The 16833-nt window shown below is 65.7% G+C and carries 16 protein-coding genes, 1 tRNA gene and 1 pseudogene; 6 read left to right on the top strand and 12 right to left on the bottom strand.

Going from position 1 to position 16833, the window contains the following annotated elements; genetic code table 11:
- Positions 1-4 precede the first annotated feature (4 nt).
- The 10 genes from P1J78_RS00085 to P1J78_RS00040 all read right to left on the bottom strand — a co-directional run bounded on the left by P1J78_RS00085 (position 5) and on the right by P1J78_RS00040 (position 9921).
- A complete protein-coding gene (locus P1J78_RS00085; protein WP_275565266.1) occupies positions 5-985 on the bottom strand; it encodes a nuclear transport factor 2 family protein in 981 nt (326 codons plus the stop codon).
- Positions 982-1992, bottom strand: coding sequence for a nuclear transport factor 2 family protein (locus P1J78_RS00080; RefSeq protein WP_275565265.1), 1011 nt, complete (start codon positions 1990-1992; stop codon positions 982-984). Before P1J78_RS00080 ends, P1J78_RS00085 begins: the two co-directional genes overlap by 4 nt.
- On the bottom strand, positions 1993-3009 hold the full coding sequence (locus P1J78_RS00075; protein ID WP_275565264.1) for a LacI family DNA-binding transcriptional regulator: 1017 nt from the start codon (positions 3007-3009) through the stop codon (positions 1993-1995).
- Positions 3009-3773: an SDR family NAD(P)-dependent oxidoreductase gene (locus P1J78_RS00070; protein WP_275565263.1), complete on the bottom strand. Its 765-nt coding sequence runs from the start codon at positions 3771-3773 to the stop codon at positions 3009-3011. The genes P1J78_RS00075 and P1J78_RS00070 overlap by 1 nt, the downstream gene beginning before the upstream one ends.
- Positions 3770-5101: a histidinol dehydrogenase gene (hisD, locus tag P1J78_RS00065; protein ID WP_275565262.1), complete on the bottom strand. Its 1332-nt coding sequence runs from the start codon at positions 5099-5101 to the stop codon at positions 3770-3772. The genes P1J78_RS00070 and hisD overlap by 4 nt, the downstream gene beginning before the upstream one ends.
- A complete protein-coding gene (locus P1J78_RS00060; protein WP_275565261.1) occupies positions 5098-5598 on the bottom strand; it encodes an ester cyclase in 501 nt (166 codons plus the stop codon). Before P1J78_RS00060 ends, hisD begins: the two co-directional genes overlap by 4 nt.
- Positions 5598-6650 (bottom strand): ABC transporter ATP-binding protein, encoded by a 1053-nt coding sequence (locus P1J78_RS00055; protein WP_275565260.1) that lies wholly within the window; start codon positions 6648-6650, stop codon positions 5598-5600. The genes P1J78_RS00060 and P1J78_RS00055 overlap by 1 nt, the downstream gene beginning before the upstream one ends.
- A 12-nt stretch (positions 6651-6662) precedes the next feature.
- On the bottom strand, positions 6663-7544 hold the full coding sequence (locus P1J78_RS00050) for a carbohydrate ABC transporter permease (RefSeq protein WP_275565259.1): 882 nt from the start codon (positions 7542-7544) through the stop codon (positions 6663-6665).
- 12 nt (positions 7545-7556) lie between these two features.
- Positions 7557-8588 carry a carbohydrate ABC transporter permease gene (locus tag P1J78_RS00045; RefSeq protein WP_275565258.1) on the bottom strand — a complete coding sequence of 344 codons (1032 nt, stop codon included), beginning with the start codon at positions 8586-8588 and terminating at the stop codon, positions 7557-7559.
- Between the two features lie 97 nt (positions 8589-8685).
- Complete coding sequence (locus P1J78_RS00040; protein ID WP_275565257.1) at positions 8686-9921, bottom strand: ABC transporter substrate-binding protein; 1236 nt, start codon at positions 9919-9921, stop codon at positions 8686-8688.
- Between the two features lie 180 nt (positions 9922-10101).
- Between P1J78_RS00040 and P1J78_RS00035 the strand changes: the two genes are divergently transcribed.
- From P1J78_RS00035 to P1J78_RS00020, 4 genes are all read left to right on the top strand, one after another.
- A complete protein-coding gene (locus P1J78_RS00035; protein WP_275565256.1) occupies positions 10102-11157 on the top strand; it encodes a nuclear transport factor 2 family protein in 1056 nt (351 codons plus the stop codon).
- 85 nt (positions 11158-11242) lie between these two features.
- A complete protein-coding gene (locus P1J78_RS00030; RefSeq protein WP_275565255.1) occupies positions 11243-12412 on the top strand; it encodes a nuclear transport factor 2 family protein in 1170 nt (389 codons plus the stop codon).
- Positions 12413-12784: 372 nt separating this feature from the next.
- Positions 12785-13105: a hypothetical protein gene (locus tag P1J78_RS00025; RefSeq protein ID WP_275565254.1), complete on the top strand. Its 321-nt coding sequence runs from the start codon at positions 12785-12787 to the stop codon at positions 13103-13105.
- Between the two features lie 95 nt (positions 13106-13200).
- Positions 13201-13752, top strand: a complete 552-nt coding sequence (locus P1J78_RS00020; protein ID WP_275565253.1) for a hypothetical protein — start codon at positions 13201-13203, stop codon at positions 13750-13752.
- A 59-nt stretch (positions 13753-13811) separates the two neighbouring features.
- On the opposite strand, the pseudogene P1J78_RS25575 reads toward P1J78_RS00020, so the two are convergent.
- A pseudogene (locus tag P1J78_RS25575) lies at positions 13812-13994 on the bottom strand (DDE-type integrase/transposase/recombinase); the annotation flags it as partial.
- Between the two features lie 125 nt (positions 13995-14119).
- A tRNA-Ser gene (locus tag P1J78_RS00015) sits at positions 14120-14209 on the bottom strand.
- A gap of 204 nt (positions 14210-14413) precedes the next feature.
- Here P1J78_RS00015 and P1J78_RS00010 point away from each other — a divergent pair.
- Together P1J78_RS00010 and P1J78_RS00005 are read left to right on the top strand one after the other, a co-directional pair.
- Complete coding sequence (locus P1J78_RS00010) at positions 14414-15352, top strand: SPOR domain-containing protein (RefSeq protein ID WP_275565252.1); 939 nt, start codon at positions 14414-14416, stop codon at positions 15350-15352.
- A 28-nt stretch (positions 15353-15380) separates the two neighbouring features.
- A complete protein-coding gene (locus P1J78_RS00005) occupies positions 15381-16538 on the top strand; it encodes a D-alanyl-D-alanine carboxypeptidase family protein (protein ID WP_275565251.1) in 1158 nt (385 codons plus the stop codon).
- The last annotated feature ends 295 nt before the right edge of the window (positions 16539-16833 follow it).

The raw sequence follows: 16833 nt of genomic DNA, 5'->3' as shown, positions 1-16833 counted from the left end.
GCCATCAGACCCCTCCCTTACGGAGCAGGATCTGCTTCCAGACTGCGACTTCGTCGATCAGCGTGAATTCCCGCCTCAGCCCCCATTCGCCCCATTCGGCGTGGGTGATGCCCATCACATGCACCTCGGCGCCGGTCGGCGCGCCGAAATATCCCGCACCGGCATGTTCCCCCGTCAGCGACCAGCGCACGGCGGCGCGGGTCGGCGTGCCGGGATCGGAGCGGCCGATCACGTGGTGGATATCGAAGGTCGCGGTCGGAAAGGAGGAGCGCAGCCGCATCCAGTCGGTCTCGGCGAACTCCCAGGACCAGCCGCCGCGACTGCCCCAGTGTTCGGTCCGCACCGCCCGGTCGTATTCCGCGCGGATCACGGTGAAGTTCTTCTCCATGATCCGCCGCAGGATACCCGCGAGCTTCGCGCCCCAAGCGTTGTCGTTGCCGCGCCCGGTGTAGGGCCCCTGCATGTCATGATCGGGATGGAACGGCTGCACGCAGGCCTCGGGGCCGCCTTCGCGCTCGATCTGGTAGAGCGCGTAGTCGGACGGCTCCCACCCCAGCTGCCGGGCCATGCCGCCCACGTCGCGGATCAGCCACTCGTCGTCGATCACGTCCGCCTTCGCGGCGCAATCGGCGATGGCGCGGATCTCGAACCGTTTGCCGGTCGGCGCCCCGAAGGCGCCATGGCCTGTATGCGTGCCCGTGGTGACCAACCGGTGGGACGACAGGTAGCGCCCCGCCTCCGCCGGGTCCTCGGACCAGATCACGTCTTCGCCCAGAAGTTGCCGGTCTGGAAACTCCGCCAGCGTTGCCAGCGTGCCGTCGATCACCCCGGCATTGCCGCGCACCAGGCCCGAGGGAAACCGCATCGGAATGTCCTTGCCGTAGTAATGGTGCAGCGTGGCGAGGCCGCGCTCTTCCCAGATCTCGTGCGTGATCTTCAGGATGTAGTCCGGCAAGTCGCTGAACCTGGGAGAGAACCCCTTCATTCGTGCTGTCCCGTCTGCAGAAGGATCTGCTTCCAGATCGCCGTTTCGTCGATGAGCGTGTACTCGCGCCGGATCGTCGGATCGCCACCGCCGAACGGGCCGAACTCTGCATGGGTGATGCCCATGACATAGACCTCCGCCCCGGTCGGCATGCCGAAGCGGCCCCAGCCGGAATGAGTGCCGTGCAGCGACCAGCCTATCGCGGCCCGGGGCGGCACCAGCGGATCGTCGCGCCCCACGGCATGCTCGATCGTGAATTCCGCGCCGGGGAAGGCCGCGCGCAGCCCCATCCAGAACCTGTCCGCCTCGGCCCAGCCCTCGGCCTCTTGCCCGCCGGCGTAGTGCAGCGCCGCCGCGCGGTCATAGGCGCGCGGGATCACGTCGAAATCGGCCGCCATGATCGACGAGAGCGTGTCGGACAGCCGCTGGGCCCAGGCGCTGTCGTTGCCGTGCCGGTCATAGGGCCCGGCGACATCCGTGTCTGGCGTCAGGGGCTTCACGCAGGCGTCCGGCCCGCCCTCGCGCCGGATCAGGTCGCGGGTCCAGTCCACCACGCCCAGACCCATCTGCCGGACGATCGCCGACTGGTCGCGCACCAGCCACTCGTCATAGACGGCGTCGTCGCGGATCGCGCAGTCCGCAAGGATCCGGTAGCGCAGCCGCGTGCCGCTGGCCGCGCCGTACATGCCGGGATGGGTGTGGGTCGCCGTGCAGAGGAGCCGGTGTGACGACAGGTATGCGTCCGAGGTCTCGGTCGCTCCCTCGGGATCCTCGCACCAGATGACGTCTTCGCCCAGAAGCTCCCGGTCGGGCAGTTCGGCCAGCGTGGCCATGGTGGCGGCGATCACGCCGGAATTGTCCACGACGACCGAGGCCGGCGAGCGCACCACCAGCCCGTCGGCATAGCGCCGCCGGAGCGAGCCGATCTTGCGGTCTTCCCAGATCTCCTTGGTGATCCCGATGACGAAATGCGGAACGTCCCGCCATTCGGGTGCGAAGCCGCGCATTCAGCCCTCCTGGCGGGGCGTCGTGGAGCCCCGGATGATCAGCTCGCCCTCCAGCACCACGCGGCGCGCCGGTGCGTCCCGGTCCTCGATGCGCTGCAAGAGAGCGTCCACGGTCTGCGCCACCATCCGGTTGATCGGCTGGCGGTAGCTCGTCAGATCATAGGCGGGCCATGCGGCAATCGGGGTGTCGTCGAACGCGGCGACGGCGACATCCTCGGGAATACGCAGACCGAGCTTCGAGCGGATCACGTCCATCACCGCGAAGGCCATGTGATCGTTGCAGACGAAGACCGCCTCGGGCCGGGCCGGCCCTGCGAACATCTCCAGCGCGGCGACTCGCGCCCTGGCGTATTCGAAGTTCCCCAGCTCCCGCGCGGCGAGCGACAGTCCGGCCTCCTCCAGCCCCTCGCGAAAGCCGCGCTCGCGATCGCGTTGTGTCGAGGCCTCTTCCAGCCCCGCGATATAGCCGATGCGGGTGTGGCCAAGGCTCGCGATATGCGCGGCGATGGCACGCCCGCCCTGATAATTGTCCGTCGTTACAGAGGACATCCGGTCGTCGTCCTGCGCGCGGTTGAACAACAGCACCGGGATGCCGTGCTCGTGGCAGCGCCTGGCCAGGACCGAGGACATCGAGACCGAGGCCAGGATGATCCCGTCGACCTGGTAGTCGAGGATCTCGCGCATCACGTCCTGCACGTCGCCCTTGGTGGGCGAGGCCATGAACACCAGGACGTGATAGCCCTTCTGCTGCAGCGCGACCGAAAGGCGCTCGACCGCCTCGGGATAGAACTGGTTTTCGAGGTAGGCGACCACGAGGCCGATGATCCGGCTCTTGCCGGTGATCATCGCCCGGGCGAGCACATTGGGCCGGTAGCCCAGCTCCTCTGCCGCGGCGAGCACCTTTTCGCGCGTCTTGCCCGAGACGCTGGCCCCCGGCGTGAAGACGCGCGAGACCGCGGACTGGCTGACGCCGGCGCGGCGGGCGACCTGCAGGGATGTCACGTGGTCGTTGCCCATCAGTCTGCCGTCCAGCCCCCGTCGATCAGTAACGACGTGCCCGTGACCAGCCCGGCGGCATCCGAGGCGAGGTACAGCACTGCGCCCATGATGTCCTCTACTTCGCCCACGCGGCCAAGCTTGATCTTCTCCGCAACCCAGGCCGCGCGCTCGGGGTTGTCGAAGGTCGCGGCGGTCAGAGGCGTCCGGATGAAGGTCGGGCAGATGGTGTTCACCCGCACCTGCTTCGGGCCCCACTCGATGGCCATGGATTTCACCATGCCCTCGAGCCCGTGCTTGGTGGCGCAATAGACCGCGCGGTCGATGCCTCCGACATGGCCCATCTGACTGCCGATATGGATGATCGAGCCGGAGCGGCCCGCAGCGATCATGCGCCGCGCCGCGCCAGTGGACAGGAAGTAGGCCGACCGCAGGTTCAGCCCCATTGCCGCATCGAAATCCTCGGGCGTGGTTTCCAGCGCGGGAGAATGCCGGGCAAGACCCGCGGAATTCACGACCACGTCGAACGGATCGTATGTCTCCAGCATCTCCGCCAGCGCGCCGATATCGCTCATGTCGAGCACGCAGGCTTCGGCGGCGCCCCCTTCCTCCGCGATCAGGTCCACCGTCGCCTGAAGCTTCTCCGCACCGCGCGCGAGACACACGACATGCGCGCCCGCCTGCGCCAGCGCCGCGGCGCAGGCCTGCCCGATGCCGGAGGACGCGCCGGTCACCAGCGCCCGCCGCCCGTCGAGCCGCATGGATGGGGTGCGCGGCAGGCTCATGTCGCGGCCTCGCGGTAGGGCGCCGCCTCGCCATAGGGCACGTTCGCGCCGCCATAGCGGCGCACCCGCAGGTTGCACTGCTCGGCATGCGCCACGAAGCCTTCCAGAAGGCACAGGCGCGATCCGTATTCGCCGATCATTGCCGCGGCCTCGTCGGTGAGAATCTTCTGGTAGCTGTGCGTCTTCAGGTATTTACCGACCCACAGACCGCCCGTATAGCGCCCGGCCTTCTTGGTGGGCAGAGTGTGGTTCGTGCCGATCACCTTGTCGCCGTTGGCCACGTTGGTGCGCGGGCCGAGGAACAGGGCACCGTAGCAGGTCATGTTGTCGAGGAACCAGTCGTCCCGGTCGGTCATCACCTGCACATGCTCGGAGGCGATGTCGTCGGCGACCGCGAGCATCTCGTCGTAGCTGTCGCAGACGATGACCTCTCCGAAATCCTCCCAGCTGACGCGCGCGGTCTCGGCGGTGGGCAATATCTGTAGCAGGCGATCGACCTCGGCCATGGTGTCTTTCGCCAGCCGCTCCGAATTCGTTAGAAGAACACAGGGGCTGTTATAGCCATGCTCTGCCTGTCCCAGCAGGTCGGTGGCGCAGAGTTCCGCGTCCGCCGCGGTCTCGTCGGCGATGACCATGGTCTCGGTCGGCCCGGCGAACAGGTCGATTCCGACGCGCCCGAAAAGCTGGCGCTTCGCCTCGGCCACAAAGGCGTTGCCCGGCCCGACCAGCATATGCACCGGCTCGATCGTCTCGGTGCCGAGCGCCATGGCGCCGATCGCCTGGATCCCGCCGAGCACGTAGATCTCGTGCGCCCCGCCCAGATGCATCGCGGCGATCACGCCCGGGTTGGGCTCGCCCTTGAAGGGGGGCGTCGCGGCGATGATGCGCGGCACCCCGGCGACAGAGGCCGTGGCCACCGACATGTGGGCCGAGGCGACCATGGGAAACTTGCCGCCGGGCACGTAGCAGCCGACGGACTGGACCGGAATGTTGCGGTGGCCCAGGACGACACCCGGCAGGGTTTCGACCTCGATGTCCTTCATCGACTCCCGCTGCGCCTGGGCGAAGACGCGGACCTGCTCCTGCGCGAAGCGGATATCGGCCATCTCGCGATCGCTTACCTTGGCGATGATCGCCTCGATCTCGCCGTCGCTCAGGCGGTAGGTTTCCCGGCTGTAGCCGTCGAACTTCTCCGCCATTTCGCGGACGGCCGCGTCGCCCCGCGCACCGATCTCGGCGAGCGCGGCTTCGACGGCGCCCCGCACCTTGGCGTCGTCTTCCGCGCGCTCGGCTTCGGGCTTGCCTCGCTTGAGGTATCTCACGCTCATTTCGTCTCTCCTCGCTCGGGATGCGGCGGGACCGCTGTTCCGTCGTCGTAGTGTTCCCAGCCCTGGCCGTCGAACACATCGCGGCCGAGCTGCGCCAGGACCGCGGCGAAATCGACCGAGACCCAGTTGTCCCGGATGCGCCCGTCCTCGATCTTCCAGAAATCCATGTAGGGAATGCGCACCCGCTTCCCGGTCGCCGCGATACCCATGAAAGGCCCCGAATGCGTCGCCTCGATATGGCCGAAACAGGACGCCCAGTCGCCTTCGCAGACGAACTGCTCGGTCTTGTAGTCGCGTTCGGTGAAGGCGGCGCGAAGCGGCAACTGCCAGTTGCGGCGGAACGCGGCGAGATCCGGCTTGGTGCCGCACCCGTAGTTGCCCATCCAGCGGAAATCCTCATGGAAATGGTCGGCCATATCGTTCGAGTTGGCCGCCAGCGCCTCTTCCATGCGCCGCACGACCGCCCGGGTTGCCTCGGCCTTCTCCTGCGGGCTCATCAAGTCTTGATCCTTTCTCCGCTCGCGGTATCGAAAAGGTGGCAGATCTCGGCCGGGATCCGGGCCTCGACGACATCGCCGATCTCGGCGCGGTAGTCCTTGTTGGTCTTGACCGAGACCAGGCCGGCGCCGATCCGCCAGGTGATCATCGAGGCCTCGCCGAGCAGCTCGATGGAATACATCGGCGCGGCGATCTGGCCGCCCGACGGCACGATCTCGGCGTCCTCGGCCCGGAAACCGAGCGTGACATTGCCGGAGGCGTGCTTCGGCAGCCCCTCGACACGGATGCCCGGCCCCTTGAAAAGGCCGTCCTGCAGCTTGCCTTCCACCAGGTTCATCGCCGGCGACCCGATGAAGCTTGCCACGAAGGTGTTGGCGGGGTCGTTGTAGATATCCGTGGGCGTGCCGACCTGCTGGATCCGGCCGCTGTTCATCACCACCACCCGCTCGGCCAGGGTCATCGCCTCGATCTGATCATGCGTCACGTAGACCGTCGTGACCTTCAACTTGGACTGCAGGTTCTTGATCTGCGCCCGGGTCGAGACGCGGAGTTTGGCGTCGAGGTTCGACAGCGGCTCGTCCATCAGGAACACCGTCGGCTTGCGCACGATGGCCCGGCCGAGCGCGACGCGCTGGCGCTGACCGCCAGACAGTTCGGCGGGGCGTCGGTCCATGAACTCTTCGAGCTCCACCATCTCGATGGCCTTCATGACCATCTCGCGATGCTGTTCCTTGGGCACCTTCCGCACCCGCAACGGGAAACGGATGTTTTCGTAGACCGTGAGGTTCGGGTAGAGACCGTAGGACTGGAACACCATCGAGATGTCGCGGTCCTTCGGGTCGAGCTTGTTGACCATCTTCTCGCCGAGCCAGATCTCGCCCTCCGTGACCGATTCCAGCCCCGCGATCATCCGCATCGTGGTGGACTTGCCGCAGCCTGACGGCCCCAGCAGCACGAGAAATTCCTGATCCGCGATGTCGAGGTCGAAATTGTCTACCCCGACGAAGGAGCCCCAGCGCTTGCTGACGTTCTTGAGTTGCAGTCTGGACATCGAACCGGCCCCTTATCCCTTCACCGCGCCGGCGGTCAGGCCGGACACGATCTGGCGTTGGAAGAACAGAATGAGCAGGAAGAGCGGCAGGATCGCAGAGACCACCGCGGCGACCGCGTACATCACCTTGCCCTTTTCCTGCGTCGACCCAAGGAAGCTGTCGATCTGGGGCACCATGGTGGTGTTCTCCTCCGACAGCAGCATCGCGGTCACCGTGAAGTCGTTATAGGCCAGCAAGAAGCTGAACAGCCCCGTGGTGATCACTCCCGGCCACATCACCGGAATCACCGCCAACCGGAACGCCTGGAACCGCGTGCATCCGTCGACCATCGCCGCCTCATCGAGATCCTTGGGGATCGACAGGAAGAAGCTGTGCAGCATCCACAGGGTGAAGGGCTGGTTGATCGCCACCAGGACGACGATCGTCGTGGTCAGGTGACCCCAGATGTTCAGCTCGAAGAAGGGCAGCAGGTAGCCCGACACGAGCGTGACATGCGGCATGGCGCGGAACACCAGCGCCGCCATCAGAATCCAGAACGTGTATTTGAACCCCGACCGCGCCAGAGCGTATCCGCCCAGCGTGCCCAGCGTGAGCGAGATCAGGACCGTGAAGACAACCACGATCAGCGTGTTCAGCGCGTTGCGCCAGAACGCCTGCTCCACCCAGGCGCCATAATAGCCCTCGAGCGTGAAACGCCCGCCGGTCTGCAGCTGCGTCGCCGGTCCGGTGATCGCGTTCATCCAGTCGGCGCGGGAAAAGAAGTCCCCCTCCACCTTGAACGAGCCCCACATCGTCCAGAGGAACGGAAAGGCCGCGATCATGAGCCAGATGACGATGAACGCGATCGACAGGGCGACCAGCGGCATCGGTTTCTTCGTTGCCGGATTGGACATGGCCTGCTCCCCTCAGCTCGGCTTGCGGTTGAACTCGCGCCAGTTGCGGCGCAGCACCGGTGTGAGAAGGATCAGCACCCCGACGATCGTGAGCATCGAGGTCGCCGCCGCCGAGCCGAACAACGGCGTGTCCGACAGGCGCAGGTCGTTGTAGATCAGATAGCTCAGCGAGGTGGCGCTGGCCGCGGCCGAGAAGCCGATGATCGGTTCGAAGATCCGGAAATTGTCCATCAGCTGCATCAGCCCGATGAACGTGGCCAGCGGCAGAAGGTAGGGGATCACGACGAAGCGGATCCGCTCCAGTCGGTTCGCCCCGTCCACCATGGCCGATTCCAGCGTATCCCGTGGTACGGTCTGCAGGCCGGCGTAGAACACGACGAACGCGAAGGGCGCGGAATGCCAGACCCCGTAGACGAAAAGCGTGACCCAGGTCAGCGCGGGCGAGGCCGTGAGCGACAGCGTCGGGTCGCCGAAGATCGACTGGAGCGCCGCGCCCAGGATGCCGCGGGAGTTGATCATCCAGAACAGCACCAGCGAGCCCACCAGCGGCGTCACGATCATCGGCAGGAGCGAGAAGAAGATCACCGGCCCCTTCAGGACATTCGGGATCGAATTGACCACCACCGCGATGATGAAGCCCAGCACGATCACCAGCGGCGTGACGATGAAGGTATAGGCCAGCGTGAAGATCAGGGCCTTGTAGAACGGCAGGTTCATGATCCGGTTGCGGATCTCGCCGAAATTCTCGGACGTGGCGACGATTTCGCGGATGTCGTCTATCGCCAGGTGGCTGGGGTTCGTGTAGGTGCCGAGACCGTGGAACCGGCCGGCGGGCTGCTCTTCGCGGAGTTGCTCCATCGCCTCGCGATCGACGCGAACCTCGGAGTTGCAGCCGAAGGGGCCGCAGTTCTCGGCCTCGATCATGATCTGCTCGTGCTCGACATAGAGCGACTGGAAACCAACCGAGACGATCGGGATCGCGATGAAGAGGATCATCGCGAAGAGTGACGGCCAGATGAAGGCCAGAAAGGTCTTGTGCGGCATGTCTCTCCCCCTTCCGCGGCGCGAGAGGTGTCCCGGCGCGGTCTGATGTCTCGGCGGGCGGACGGTCCGGGGGGCACGGCTCCCCCCGGAGATCAGGTCAGTTGAGGAACCCGGCTTCGCGCGCAGCGGTCTCGTAGGCCGCGGCTACGTCGGCCAGCGCCTGTTCCGCGCTCTCGTCGCCCTGCAGGTACTCGGTCAGGTTATCCCCGAGGGCGGTGTGCAGCAGGCCCATATAGGGCAGCATCGGGTAGGGACGCGCCCCGCCCTGCAGGTTGGCGATCACGCCCTCGGCGGCCTCGGTCGGCTCGTAGCCCTCGATCAACCACACGGCCTCGGTCGGGTGCTCGGCCATCATTTCCGGAGAAACGCCGTTCATCATCGCCTGGAAGGAGGCCTCGGCATCCTCGTCCGAGATGTTCGACGCGATGGTGAAGCCGTCCCACCAAAGCGCAGCGCCGGGGATGTCACTGTCGCCCACGGCGAGTGCCGCGGCGACGCCGGAATTGGCCGCTATCGCGGGCGCCGGGCCCTCCTCGTCGAGATAGGCGCCCGCACGCGACCCCCAGGTGATCGAGAAGGCGATGTCGCCGGCCTCGTAGATCGGCAGGACGGAGTTGGAGTCGTAGGTCACCCACTCGGGGTTCATGTATTCGGTCATCGCCTTGAGCGTCTCGAGCACTTCCATGCCGTGCTCGTTCTGGATCGCCAGCTCCGCCGTGCCCGGCTCGAAGAAATCCGCGCCGGTGGAGAGATAGGCGTTCACGAATTCCGCGGCGATGTTCCAGCCCGGCATGAAGTTCGACGCGATCGGGTATTCCATAACGCCGTTGGCGCGCAGCGTTTCGGCGGCGGCCAGAAGCTCGTCATAGTCCGTCGGAACCGCGATGTCGTTCTCCGCCAGGAGATCCTCGCGGTAGACGAGATGCTGGGCGTTGGCCATGAAGGCGATCGCCATCGTTTCGCCGCCCACCTTGATGAGCTGGCTCGGCTGCAGCTGCTCGCCGTACTCGGCGATGTAGTCGTCGAGCGGGCGGATCAGGTTGTTGTTCAGAAGCGGCACGATCGAGTTCGTCGCGATGACGGCCACGGTGTAGGTCGCCGGGTCGATCGTCAGCGCCGGCACCTGGATCGACTTGTGCTCCTCGGTCGCGTTGCGCGTGACCTCGACCCCGTCACTTTCGCATTTCGCGGCGAAATCGGCCACGGCGTGCAGCGCCGCGAAGTCGTTGGAGAGAATACGGACCGAGCCGCTCTCGATACCGCAAGCGGCCGAAGCGGCCCCCGCCGAAACGATCATCGCCGCGGTCGCGGATGTCATGGTGGTGAATTTCATTCCGGAATTCCTCCGCTGAAGTGCGTGCGCCATGACCCTGTCCGTCCGGGCGGCAACGCTTGTTTTCGTTCGTCTGCCGGCCGCAGCGGCCGCCAAACCTGGGCAAACCATAGGCCGTATTGAATACGCTTGCAATATTTTTGTCGGAAGCGCATGACTCCCCAAAACCGGAGCGCTCCCATGATCGAGACCAAGAAGAGACTCTACAGCGGCCTGGCCACGCTCTGCGATGCCGGCGCGACGGGGTTCGAGCGCCACGCAGCCGACCTCTACGACCCGCAGGTCGAGGTGCGCGCCGCCCACCCGGTCAACGAAGGCAAGGGCCTGGAATTCCTCGCCGACGCGCTCTACGGCCCCGCCCTCGCCGCCTTCCCCGATCTCGAGCGGCGCGACCTCATCGTCGTCGGCGGCAGTTATGAGGGCCGCCGCTACGTCGCCACGATGGGGCACTACTGCGGCACCTTCCACGGCGACTGGTTGGGCATCCCGGCCACGGGCCGCGCCACATACATCCGCTACGGCGAGGTGCACGAGGTCCGCGACGGGCGAATCGTCCAGACCAACTGCCTATGGGACATCCTCGACGTGATTCGGCAGGCCGGGCACTGGCCGCTCGCGCCCAGCCTCGGCGCCGAGGGCATGTGGCCCGGCCCGATCACCCAAGATGGCGTCGTGCTTACGCCGCAGGATCCTGCGCAATCGCGGGCCAGCCTCGCGCAGACCCTGGCCATGCAGGCAACGCTCGGCGCCTATGGCGACGAGGCCGAAGGCGGTCGCGAAGGCCTGCTGAACATGCCCCAGAAGGACCACTGGCACCCGAAGATGATGTGGTACGGCCCCTCCGGCATCGGCACGGCGCGCGGGCTTTCCGGCTTCGTCGATCACCATCAGCTGCCCTTCCGCACCGCCTTTCCCGGGCGCAAGGGCGGCGGCCAGTGGGACGAGGTCGCCGAGTTGAAAGAGAAACATGGCGGCGGCCATTACGTCCGGGTGGGGGACGGCCCCTATTCCGTCACCGCCGGCTGGCCGAGCGTCTTCGCCATGCACACCGGCCCCGACTTCCTTGGAATCGGCCCGACGAATCGCCCCGTGACCATGCGCGTGATGGATTTCTACCTCCACCACGAGGGGCTTATTCGCGAGAACTGGGTGCCGCTCGACATCCTGGATCTGCTTCTGCAGATGGGGGTGGACGTGCTTGGACGTATGCGCGCATTGCTCGCGACACGCGGCTGAAGCGAGGCCTTCGCGGCCCATCTTGCAAACGTATGCTATCTGCGTCAGGATGGGCGCCAGCAACGTCAATTATCGGGAAAGCATCATGGCTGCGAAGGATCAGGGAACCAACGGCACGGGCAACGGGACGTCCAAGGGCGCAGCGGGCAAGGTCCTGCAGGCCGAACGGCGCGACTTCGTCGACCTCGTTCCGGAAAACCGCGAACGGGTTCAGCCGATGAAGGGCTTCGACCCGATCTACACCGACATCGTGGATTACATCATCCGCTGCACCCACCGCATCTGGGACGAGCGCGATGTCGGCCTGATCTATACGCACTACACGCATGACTGCGTGGTCTACAGCGCGCTCGGCACGACCTACACGCGCGAGGAAGTCGTCCAGAACACGATCCAGCGCATGTTCATGCTGCCCGAACGCCGCGGCATGGCCACCCAGGTGATCTGGAACGGCAACGAGGAGGATGGCTTCTACACCTCGCACCTCGTCACCGGCACCGGCCGCCACACGCAGCCGGGCATCTACGGCAAGCCCACCGGCCGCACCTTCGTCGCCCGCACCATCGCCGACTGCATGATCTACGAGAACATGATCTACCGCGAGTGGCTGGTGGTCGACACGATGGCGCAGGTCAAACAGATCGGCCTGGACCCGCAGGCCTTCGCCGAGTCCCTGGCCAGGAGCTATTTCGACAAGGGGCTCCTGGCCGTGGACATGGGCGAGAACCGCCGCTTGATCGGCCAGTACCCGCCGGAGAGCGAACCGGACACCGCCATCGCCAACAACGACCTGGAACGCGAGGTGCTGATCTGGCTGCACGAGATCCACAACAAGCGGATGTTCGGCAAGATCAAGGAGGTCTACGCCCCCACGGTTCAGTATCACGGGCCCCTGATGAAAGAGCTCTACGGCCATGGCGCCGTGACGCACCAGACCGTCGGCCTTTACGCCTCGATCCCGGACGGCTTCTTCATGCCGCAGCACATCTGCTCGGTCCCCTGCGAGGAGGGCGGCACCAAGGTCGCGATCCGCTGGATCGTCGAGGGGCACCACCTCGGCTGGGGCGTTCTGGAGGAGCTGGGCGCTCCGACGGGCAAGCGGGTGCAGGTCATGGGCATGACCCATCTCCACGTTCGGGACGGCCGCATCGTCGACGAATGGACAAACTACGACGAGATGTCGCTGCTGATGCAGGTGAAACTGGCTCAGATGGCCGACAGCCCCTCGGTGCTCGATGGCGATCTCGACGCCTGATGGCGGGGGCTGCGACGCGAGGGGCGGAATCTGACAGAAGAGACCCCTCACAGAGGGGCACTGTCACGTAAACCGGGTGGGGACCGAGGCGGTGGGAGGGTCGCGTTGTCTATTCGCCGCCGCACCGCGCCACATCGCAAGCTGGCGTCAAGCAACATAGTCCTGTAAGCACGAAAAAGCCTTGGCGACCGTAGCCGCCAAGGCGAAAGCTGATCGAAATACAAGGCGGCACCACCACTCACGAACGGCGCCTTGGGGACGTTACCACGGGGCGACTTGGACGCCAAGAATTTATCATTATGATAATTTGCTCCGTGGATCGTCTTCCTCCCCCAATTGACGGAACGCGCAGAGCGATGGAATAAACAGGAAATGGACAAACTGGGTTCAATTTTCGAGCTACGCGAAATGCTTAGACAGCTTGAACGGGACGTGGGCCTCGGGGAACTAAGCCGGACCGAACGTGACGTGCTGCTGGCGGCCCACAGCATCTGTAAGCGTCCGGGGGACGTCATCAGCTCGGAGCAGATTCGCAACCATACGCTCGTGCAATCCGTGGCGCAGGCGACCTTCTACCGCGCCATTCGCACGCTTCTCGGCCACGGCCTGCTGGAACGGGCCGCGGAAACCAAGGCGCGATCCTACGTCGTGCGGAGCGATCTGATCGGCAAGAACCCGCAGGAGCTACAATAGACGTTCCGCTGTCCGGACCGCGTTCCGAAAACCGTTCAACGCGATACGAAGAAACAGGGGACGAGTTCAACCTGACCTATCTACCGAGCTTCATCGTGCTGATCTTGGCCTACATCCTGGCCCACGGCCTGACCGCCATGCTGATCACACCGCTGCAGGCGCGCATCATCCCGGACATCACGGCGTTCGCCAGCCTGGTCTACCTGCCCCATGGCGTTCGGGTGCTGGCGACATGGCTGCTTGGCCGCGTGGCGTTCGTTCCGCTCTGTATCGGCGCCTTCCTGTCAGAGGTCATCTTCACCCCGGCCGAGACAAGCAGTGCCATGGATGCGGTGATCCTCGTGTCGATCGCGGTCGGGGCGGCCTCGGCGATTGCCGCCTTCGAGATGTTCAGGCTTTTCGGAAAGAACCTTTATGCCGGCCAGACGTTTCAGGTGCACTGGAAATGGCTGCTTCTCGTCGGCATCCTGGCCTCGGTAATCAACTCGGTCGGCCAGTCCATCGTATTCTCCGGGACGTTTCTTCCCGGGTTCTCCTTCGCGGTGCTCTCGACCTATGCCATTGGCGACCTTGTCGGACTGATCATCACGACGCTGGCCTTGATGCTCGTCTTTCGAGGGATGCGTGGAACGTCGAACCGACGTTAGATCGAGAACCTTTCTGAAGCTTCAGCTTGGACTGCCGCGCCGCCGCACTGGAATCAGCCGGTCACGATGGAGTCCAACCGACCGCAGCGCTCGTTTGACATCCTGAGAAACCTCAGCGCCGCCGTCTTGTCGCGCGTTTTCGTCACGAAGCTCTTTAGGATCTCGCCCTCGTGGTCGACAGCTCGTCAGAGGTAATGCCTCTCGCCACCGATCCACACGAACACCCTGTCGAGATGCCATCGTAACCGAAATCCGGCCCAGTGCGTCGCCGCAATGGGTCTCCAGTTACTGGGAAACCGGAGAAGGCACGGGAACCTCCAGACCAATTTCCCCAAGAAAGTTGATATTTATCAATGCCTTACGCCCGTGGCGGAGAAGGTGGGATTCGAACCCACGGAGGGCTTTCACCCTCAACGGTTTTCAAGACCGCCGCATTCGACCGCTCTGCCACTTCTCCGCGCCAAGTCTGCCTATCGCCTCCCCCGGGACAAGTGCAAGGCCGGCGCCAAGGCCACAACGGCCCGCCGAATTCGGCGCGGTCCGCCTTGACACTTCCCATGTGGCGAAATTGCCGCTACGATTCCTCTATTCCGGCCGCATGCCCGCGGCCGGGGTGCGAGCAGGCATAACGCGGTAAAAACCGCCAAGGTATGGGGCAGACATGGCAAGGACGCAGACAGGGCGATGGGCCTTGATGCTGTGCAGCGCGGCGATTCTGGCGGGCTGCGGCGAAGGCAAGGACTTCTCGCTTTTCAAGAAGAAATCCGGTGCGGATGCAGAGGTGACCTCGGACGCCGACACATCCACCACCAAGCTCGTCGAGCGCGACGTCGAGGCGCCCGAGGTGTTCCAGGTCTCCGACAAGGGGCTGTGGGACGGGCGGCCGTCGCTGGGCGGCGTCTGGGTCGCGCATCCGGACGTGGCCGAACCCGAGCGGGTGATCATCCGCAACGCCGAGAACGACAAGTTCGTCATCGGCGCCCTGTTCAAGCGCGAGCGCGAGAATCCCGGCCCGGCCTTCCAGGTCTCCTCCGACGCGGCGGCGGCGCTGGGCATGCTGGCAGGCGCGCCGTCGGAGCTGAACGTGACCGCCCTGCGCCGGCAGGAAGTGCCGATCTCGCCCGAGACGCCGGCGGAGCCCGAGACGACCGACCTCGAAGCGCCGGAAGCGATCGAGACGGCGACGCTGGGCGATCCGGCCGCGCCCAAGCCGGAGACAGCCGGCGATCCCACCGCCCTGGCCGCCGCCGCGCTGACCGAAGTCGAGGGAGAGGCGCCGCTGACCGAGGTCGAGCCGACCTCCGCGCCGGCCGACAGCGCCGCCCCCGCCGCCCCCGCCGCACCACCCAAGCGCCCGGCCTCCGCGCTGGAGAAGCCCTTCATCCAGATCGGCCTGTTCAGCGTCCAGGACAACGCCGACCGCAACGGCACGGCGCTGCGCAACGCCGGCATCCTGCCGACGATCCGCAAGGAGGAAAGCAACGGCAAGACCTACTGGCGGGTTCTCGCCGGCCCGGCGCCGTCCGTGTCCGACCGCCGGTCGCTGCTAGCCAAGGTGAAGAAGCTCGGGTATTCCGATGCCTACTTCGTGAGGAACTGACACCCAGAGAACAAGGCCGAATCCGCCCATGCGCCCTGCCCGTCTGCTCGCAACGCTCGCCCTGATCCTGGCCGCCGCCCTGCCCGCCCGCGCTTTCGAGACGCGGGCGGAGGCGGCCTTTGTCTATGACATGACCACCGACACGGTGCTGATGGAAAAGCGCGCCGACGTGCCGCTGCCGCCGGCGTCGATGTCGAAGCTGATGACGCTCAACATGCTGTTCGAGGCGCTGCGCGACGGCCGCGTGACGCTCGACACCCAGTTCCGCGTCTCGACCAAGGCCAAGAACATGGGCGGCTCGACCATGTTCCTGAACGAGACCGACCGGCCGACGGTCGAAGAGCTGATCAAGGGCATCGTCGTGCTGTCGGGCAACGATGCCTGCGTCGTGGTGGCCGAGGGGCTGGCGGGGACCGAAGAGGCCTTCGCCCGGATGATGAACGAGCGGGCCCGCGCGCTGGGGCTGGACAACTCGACCTTCGCCAATGCCAGCGGTTGGCCCGACCCGAACCAGCGCATGTCGATGCGCGATCTCGGCCACCTCGCCGCGCGGCTGATCGAGGAATTCCCCGAATATTACGGCTATTTCGGGATGAAGGAATTCGCCTGGGACGGCCGCGCGCCGCAGAACCGGTTCAACCGCAATCCGCTGCTGAAGCTGGGGATCGGCGCCGACGGGCTGAAGACCGGCCATACCTCCGAGGCGGGCTACGGCCTCGTCGGCTCGGCGCTGCAGGGCGACCGCCGCATCGTCTTCGTCCTGACGGGGATGGATTCGGAAGAGGCCCGCGCCGAGGAGGCCGAGCGCATGGTCAGCTGGGCCTTCCGCCAGTTCGTCCAGAAGACGCTGGCCGAGAAGGGCCGCGTGCTGACCTCGGCGCCGGTCTGGCTGGGCGAGATCGAGCAGGTCGGCCTGACCGTGGCCGACGACGTCTCGCTTCTGGTGCCGGCGCTGGTACAGGGCGACATCGAGGGCGAGCTCCGCTACCGCGCGCCGCTGCAGGCGCCGCTGGAAGAGGGTCAGGCGGTGGGCCAGCTGGTGATCCGGCTGCCAGACATGCCCGAGGCGGTGGTCCCGCTGGTCACCGACCGCGCCGTGCCGAAGGGCGGCTTCGTGCCCCGCGTCCGCACCGCCGCCCGCATCCTGCTGACCCGCTTCGCCGGGATCGCCGCTGACGCCCTCTGACCACGCAAGACCCGTCGAGGGTCCGTGCGCGGCGCTCAGGCGACGGTTTCAGACGGGTTCGGCGGTGCTGACGACAATGAAAAGCCTCCCGTTCTCGACAGCCTGGAGCCTTCGTCCCTCCTCGATGAACGCCGCGCGGCCGCTCAGGCGCTTCACATCGCGGATCCCGCGCTTTGCCGCGCCACCCTGCCCCGAACACGGTTAGAGCGTTTTCCGATCAATCTGCATCGTATCCGCAGGCGGCGAAGTAGTTTTCGCATTCCTGGTGCGTGAAGCAGTCGATGAGTTCGCCGAT

The organism is Psychromarinibacter sediminicola, from assembly GCF_029168335.1.
Classification (GTDB): domain Bacteria; phylum Pseudomonadota; class Alphaproteobacteria; order Rhodobacterales; family Rhodobacteraceae; genus Psychromarinibacter; species Psychromarinibacter sediminicola.
The sequence above is the reverse complement of the archived record's forward strand: the minus strand, read 5'-3'. Positions and strand labels throughout refer to the sequence as shown.

Coding starts and splice junctions, on each gene's coding strand:
- P1J78_RS00085 (WP_275565266.1), bottom strand. CDS start 985: ATGAAGGGGTTCTCTCCCAGGTTCAGCGACTTGCCGGACTACATCCTG.
- P1J78_RS00080 (WP_275565265.1), bottom strand. CDS start 1,992: ATGCGCGGCTTCGCACCCGAATGGCGGGACGTTCCGCATTTCGTCATC.
- P1J78_RS00075 (WP_275565264.1), bottom strand. CDS start 3,009: ATGGGCAACGACCACGTGACATCCCTGCAGGTCGCCCGCCGCGCCGGC.
- P1J78_RS00070 (WP_275565263.1), bottom strand. CDS start 3,773: ATGAGCCTGCCGCGCACCCCATCCATGCGGCTCGACGGGCGGCGGGCG.
- hisD (WP_275565262.1), bottom strand. CDS start 5,101: ATGAGCGTGAGATACCTCAAGCGAGGCAAGCCCGAAGCCGAGCGCGCG.
- P1J78_RS00060 (WP_275565261.1), bottom strand. CDS start 5,598: ATGAGCCCGCAGGAGAAGGCCGAGGCAACCCGGGCGGTCGTGCGGCGC.
- P1J78_RS00055 (WP_275565260.1), bottom strand. CDS start 6,650: ATGTCCAGACTGCAACTCAAGAACGTCAGCAAGCGCTGGGGCTCCTTC.
- P1J78_RS00050 (WP_275565259.1), bottom strand. CDS start 7,544: ATGTCCAATCCGGCAACGAAGAAACCGATGCCGCTGGTCGCCCTGTCG.
- P1J78_RS00045 (WP_275565258.1), bottom strand. CDS start 8,588: ATGCCGCACAAGACCTTTCTGGCCTTCATCTGGCCGTCACTCTTCGCG.
- P1J78_RS00040 (WP_275565257.1), bottom strand. CDS start 9,921: ATGAAATTCACCACCATGACATCCGCGACCGCGGCGATGATCGTTTCG.
- P1J78_RS00035 (WP_275565256.1), top strand. CDS start 10,102: ATGATCGAGACCAAGAAGAGACTCTACAGCGGCCTGGCCACGCTCTGC.
- P1J78_RS00030 (WP_275565255.1), top strand. CDS start 11,243: ATGGCTGCGAAGGATCAGGGAACCAACGGCACGGGCAACGGGACGTCC.
- P1J78_RS00025 (WP_275565254.1), top strand. CDS start 12,785: ATGGACAAACTGGGTTCAATTTTCGAGCTACGCGAAATGCTTAGACAG.
- P1J78_RS00010 (WP_275565252.1), top strand. CDS start 14,414: ATGGCAAGGACGCAGACAGGGCGATGGGCCTTGATGCTGTGCAGCGCG.
- P1J78_RS00005 (WP_275565251.1), top strand. CDS start 15,381: ATGCGCCCTGCCCGTCTGCTCGCAACGCTCGCCCTGATCCTGGCCGCC.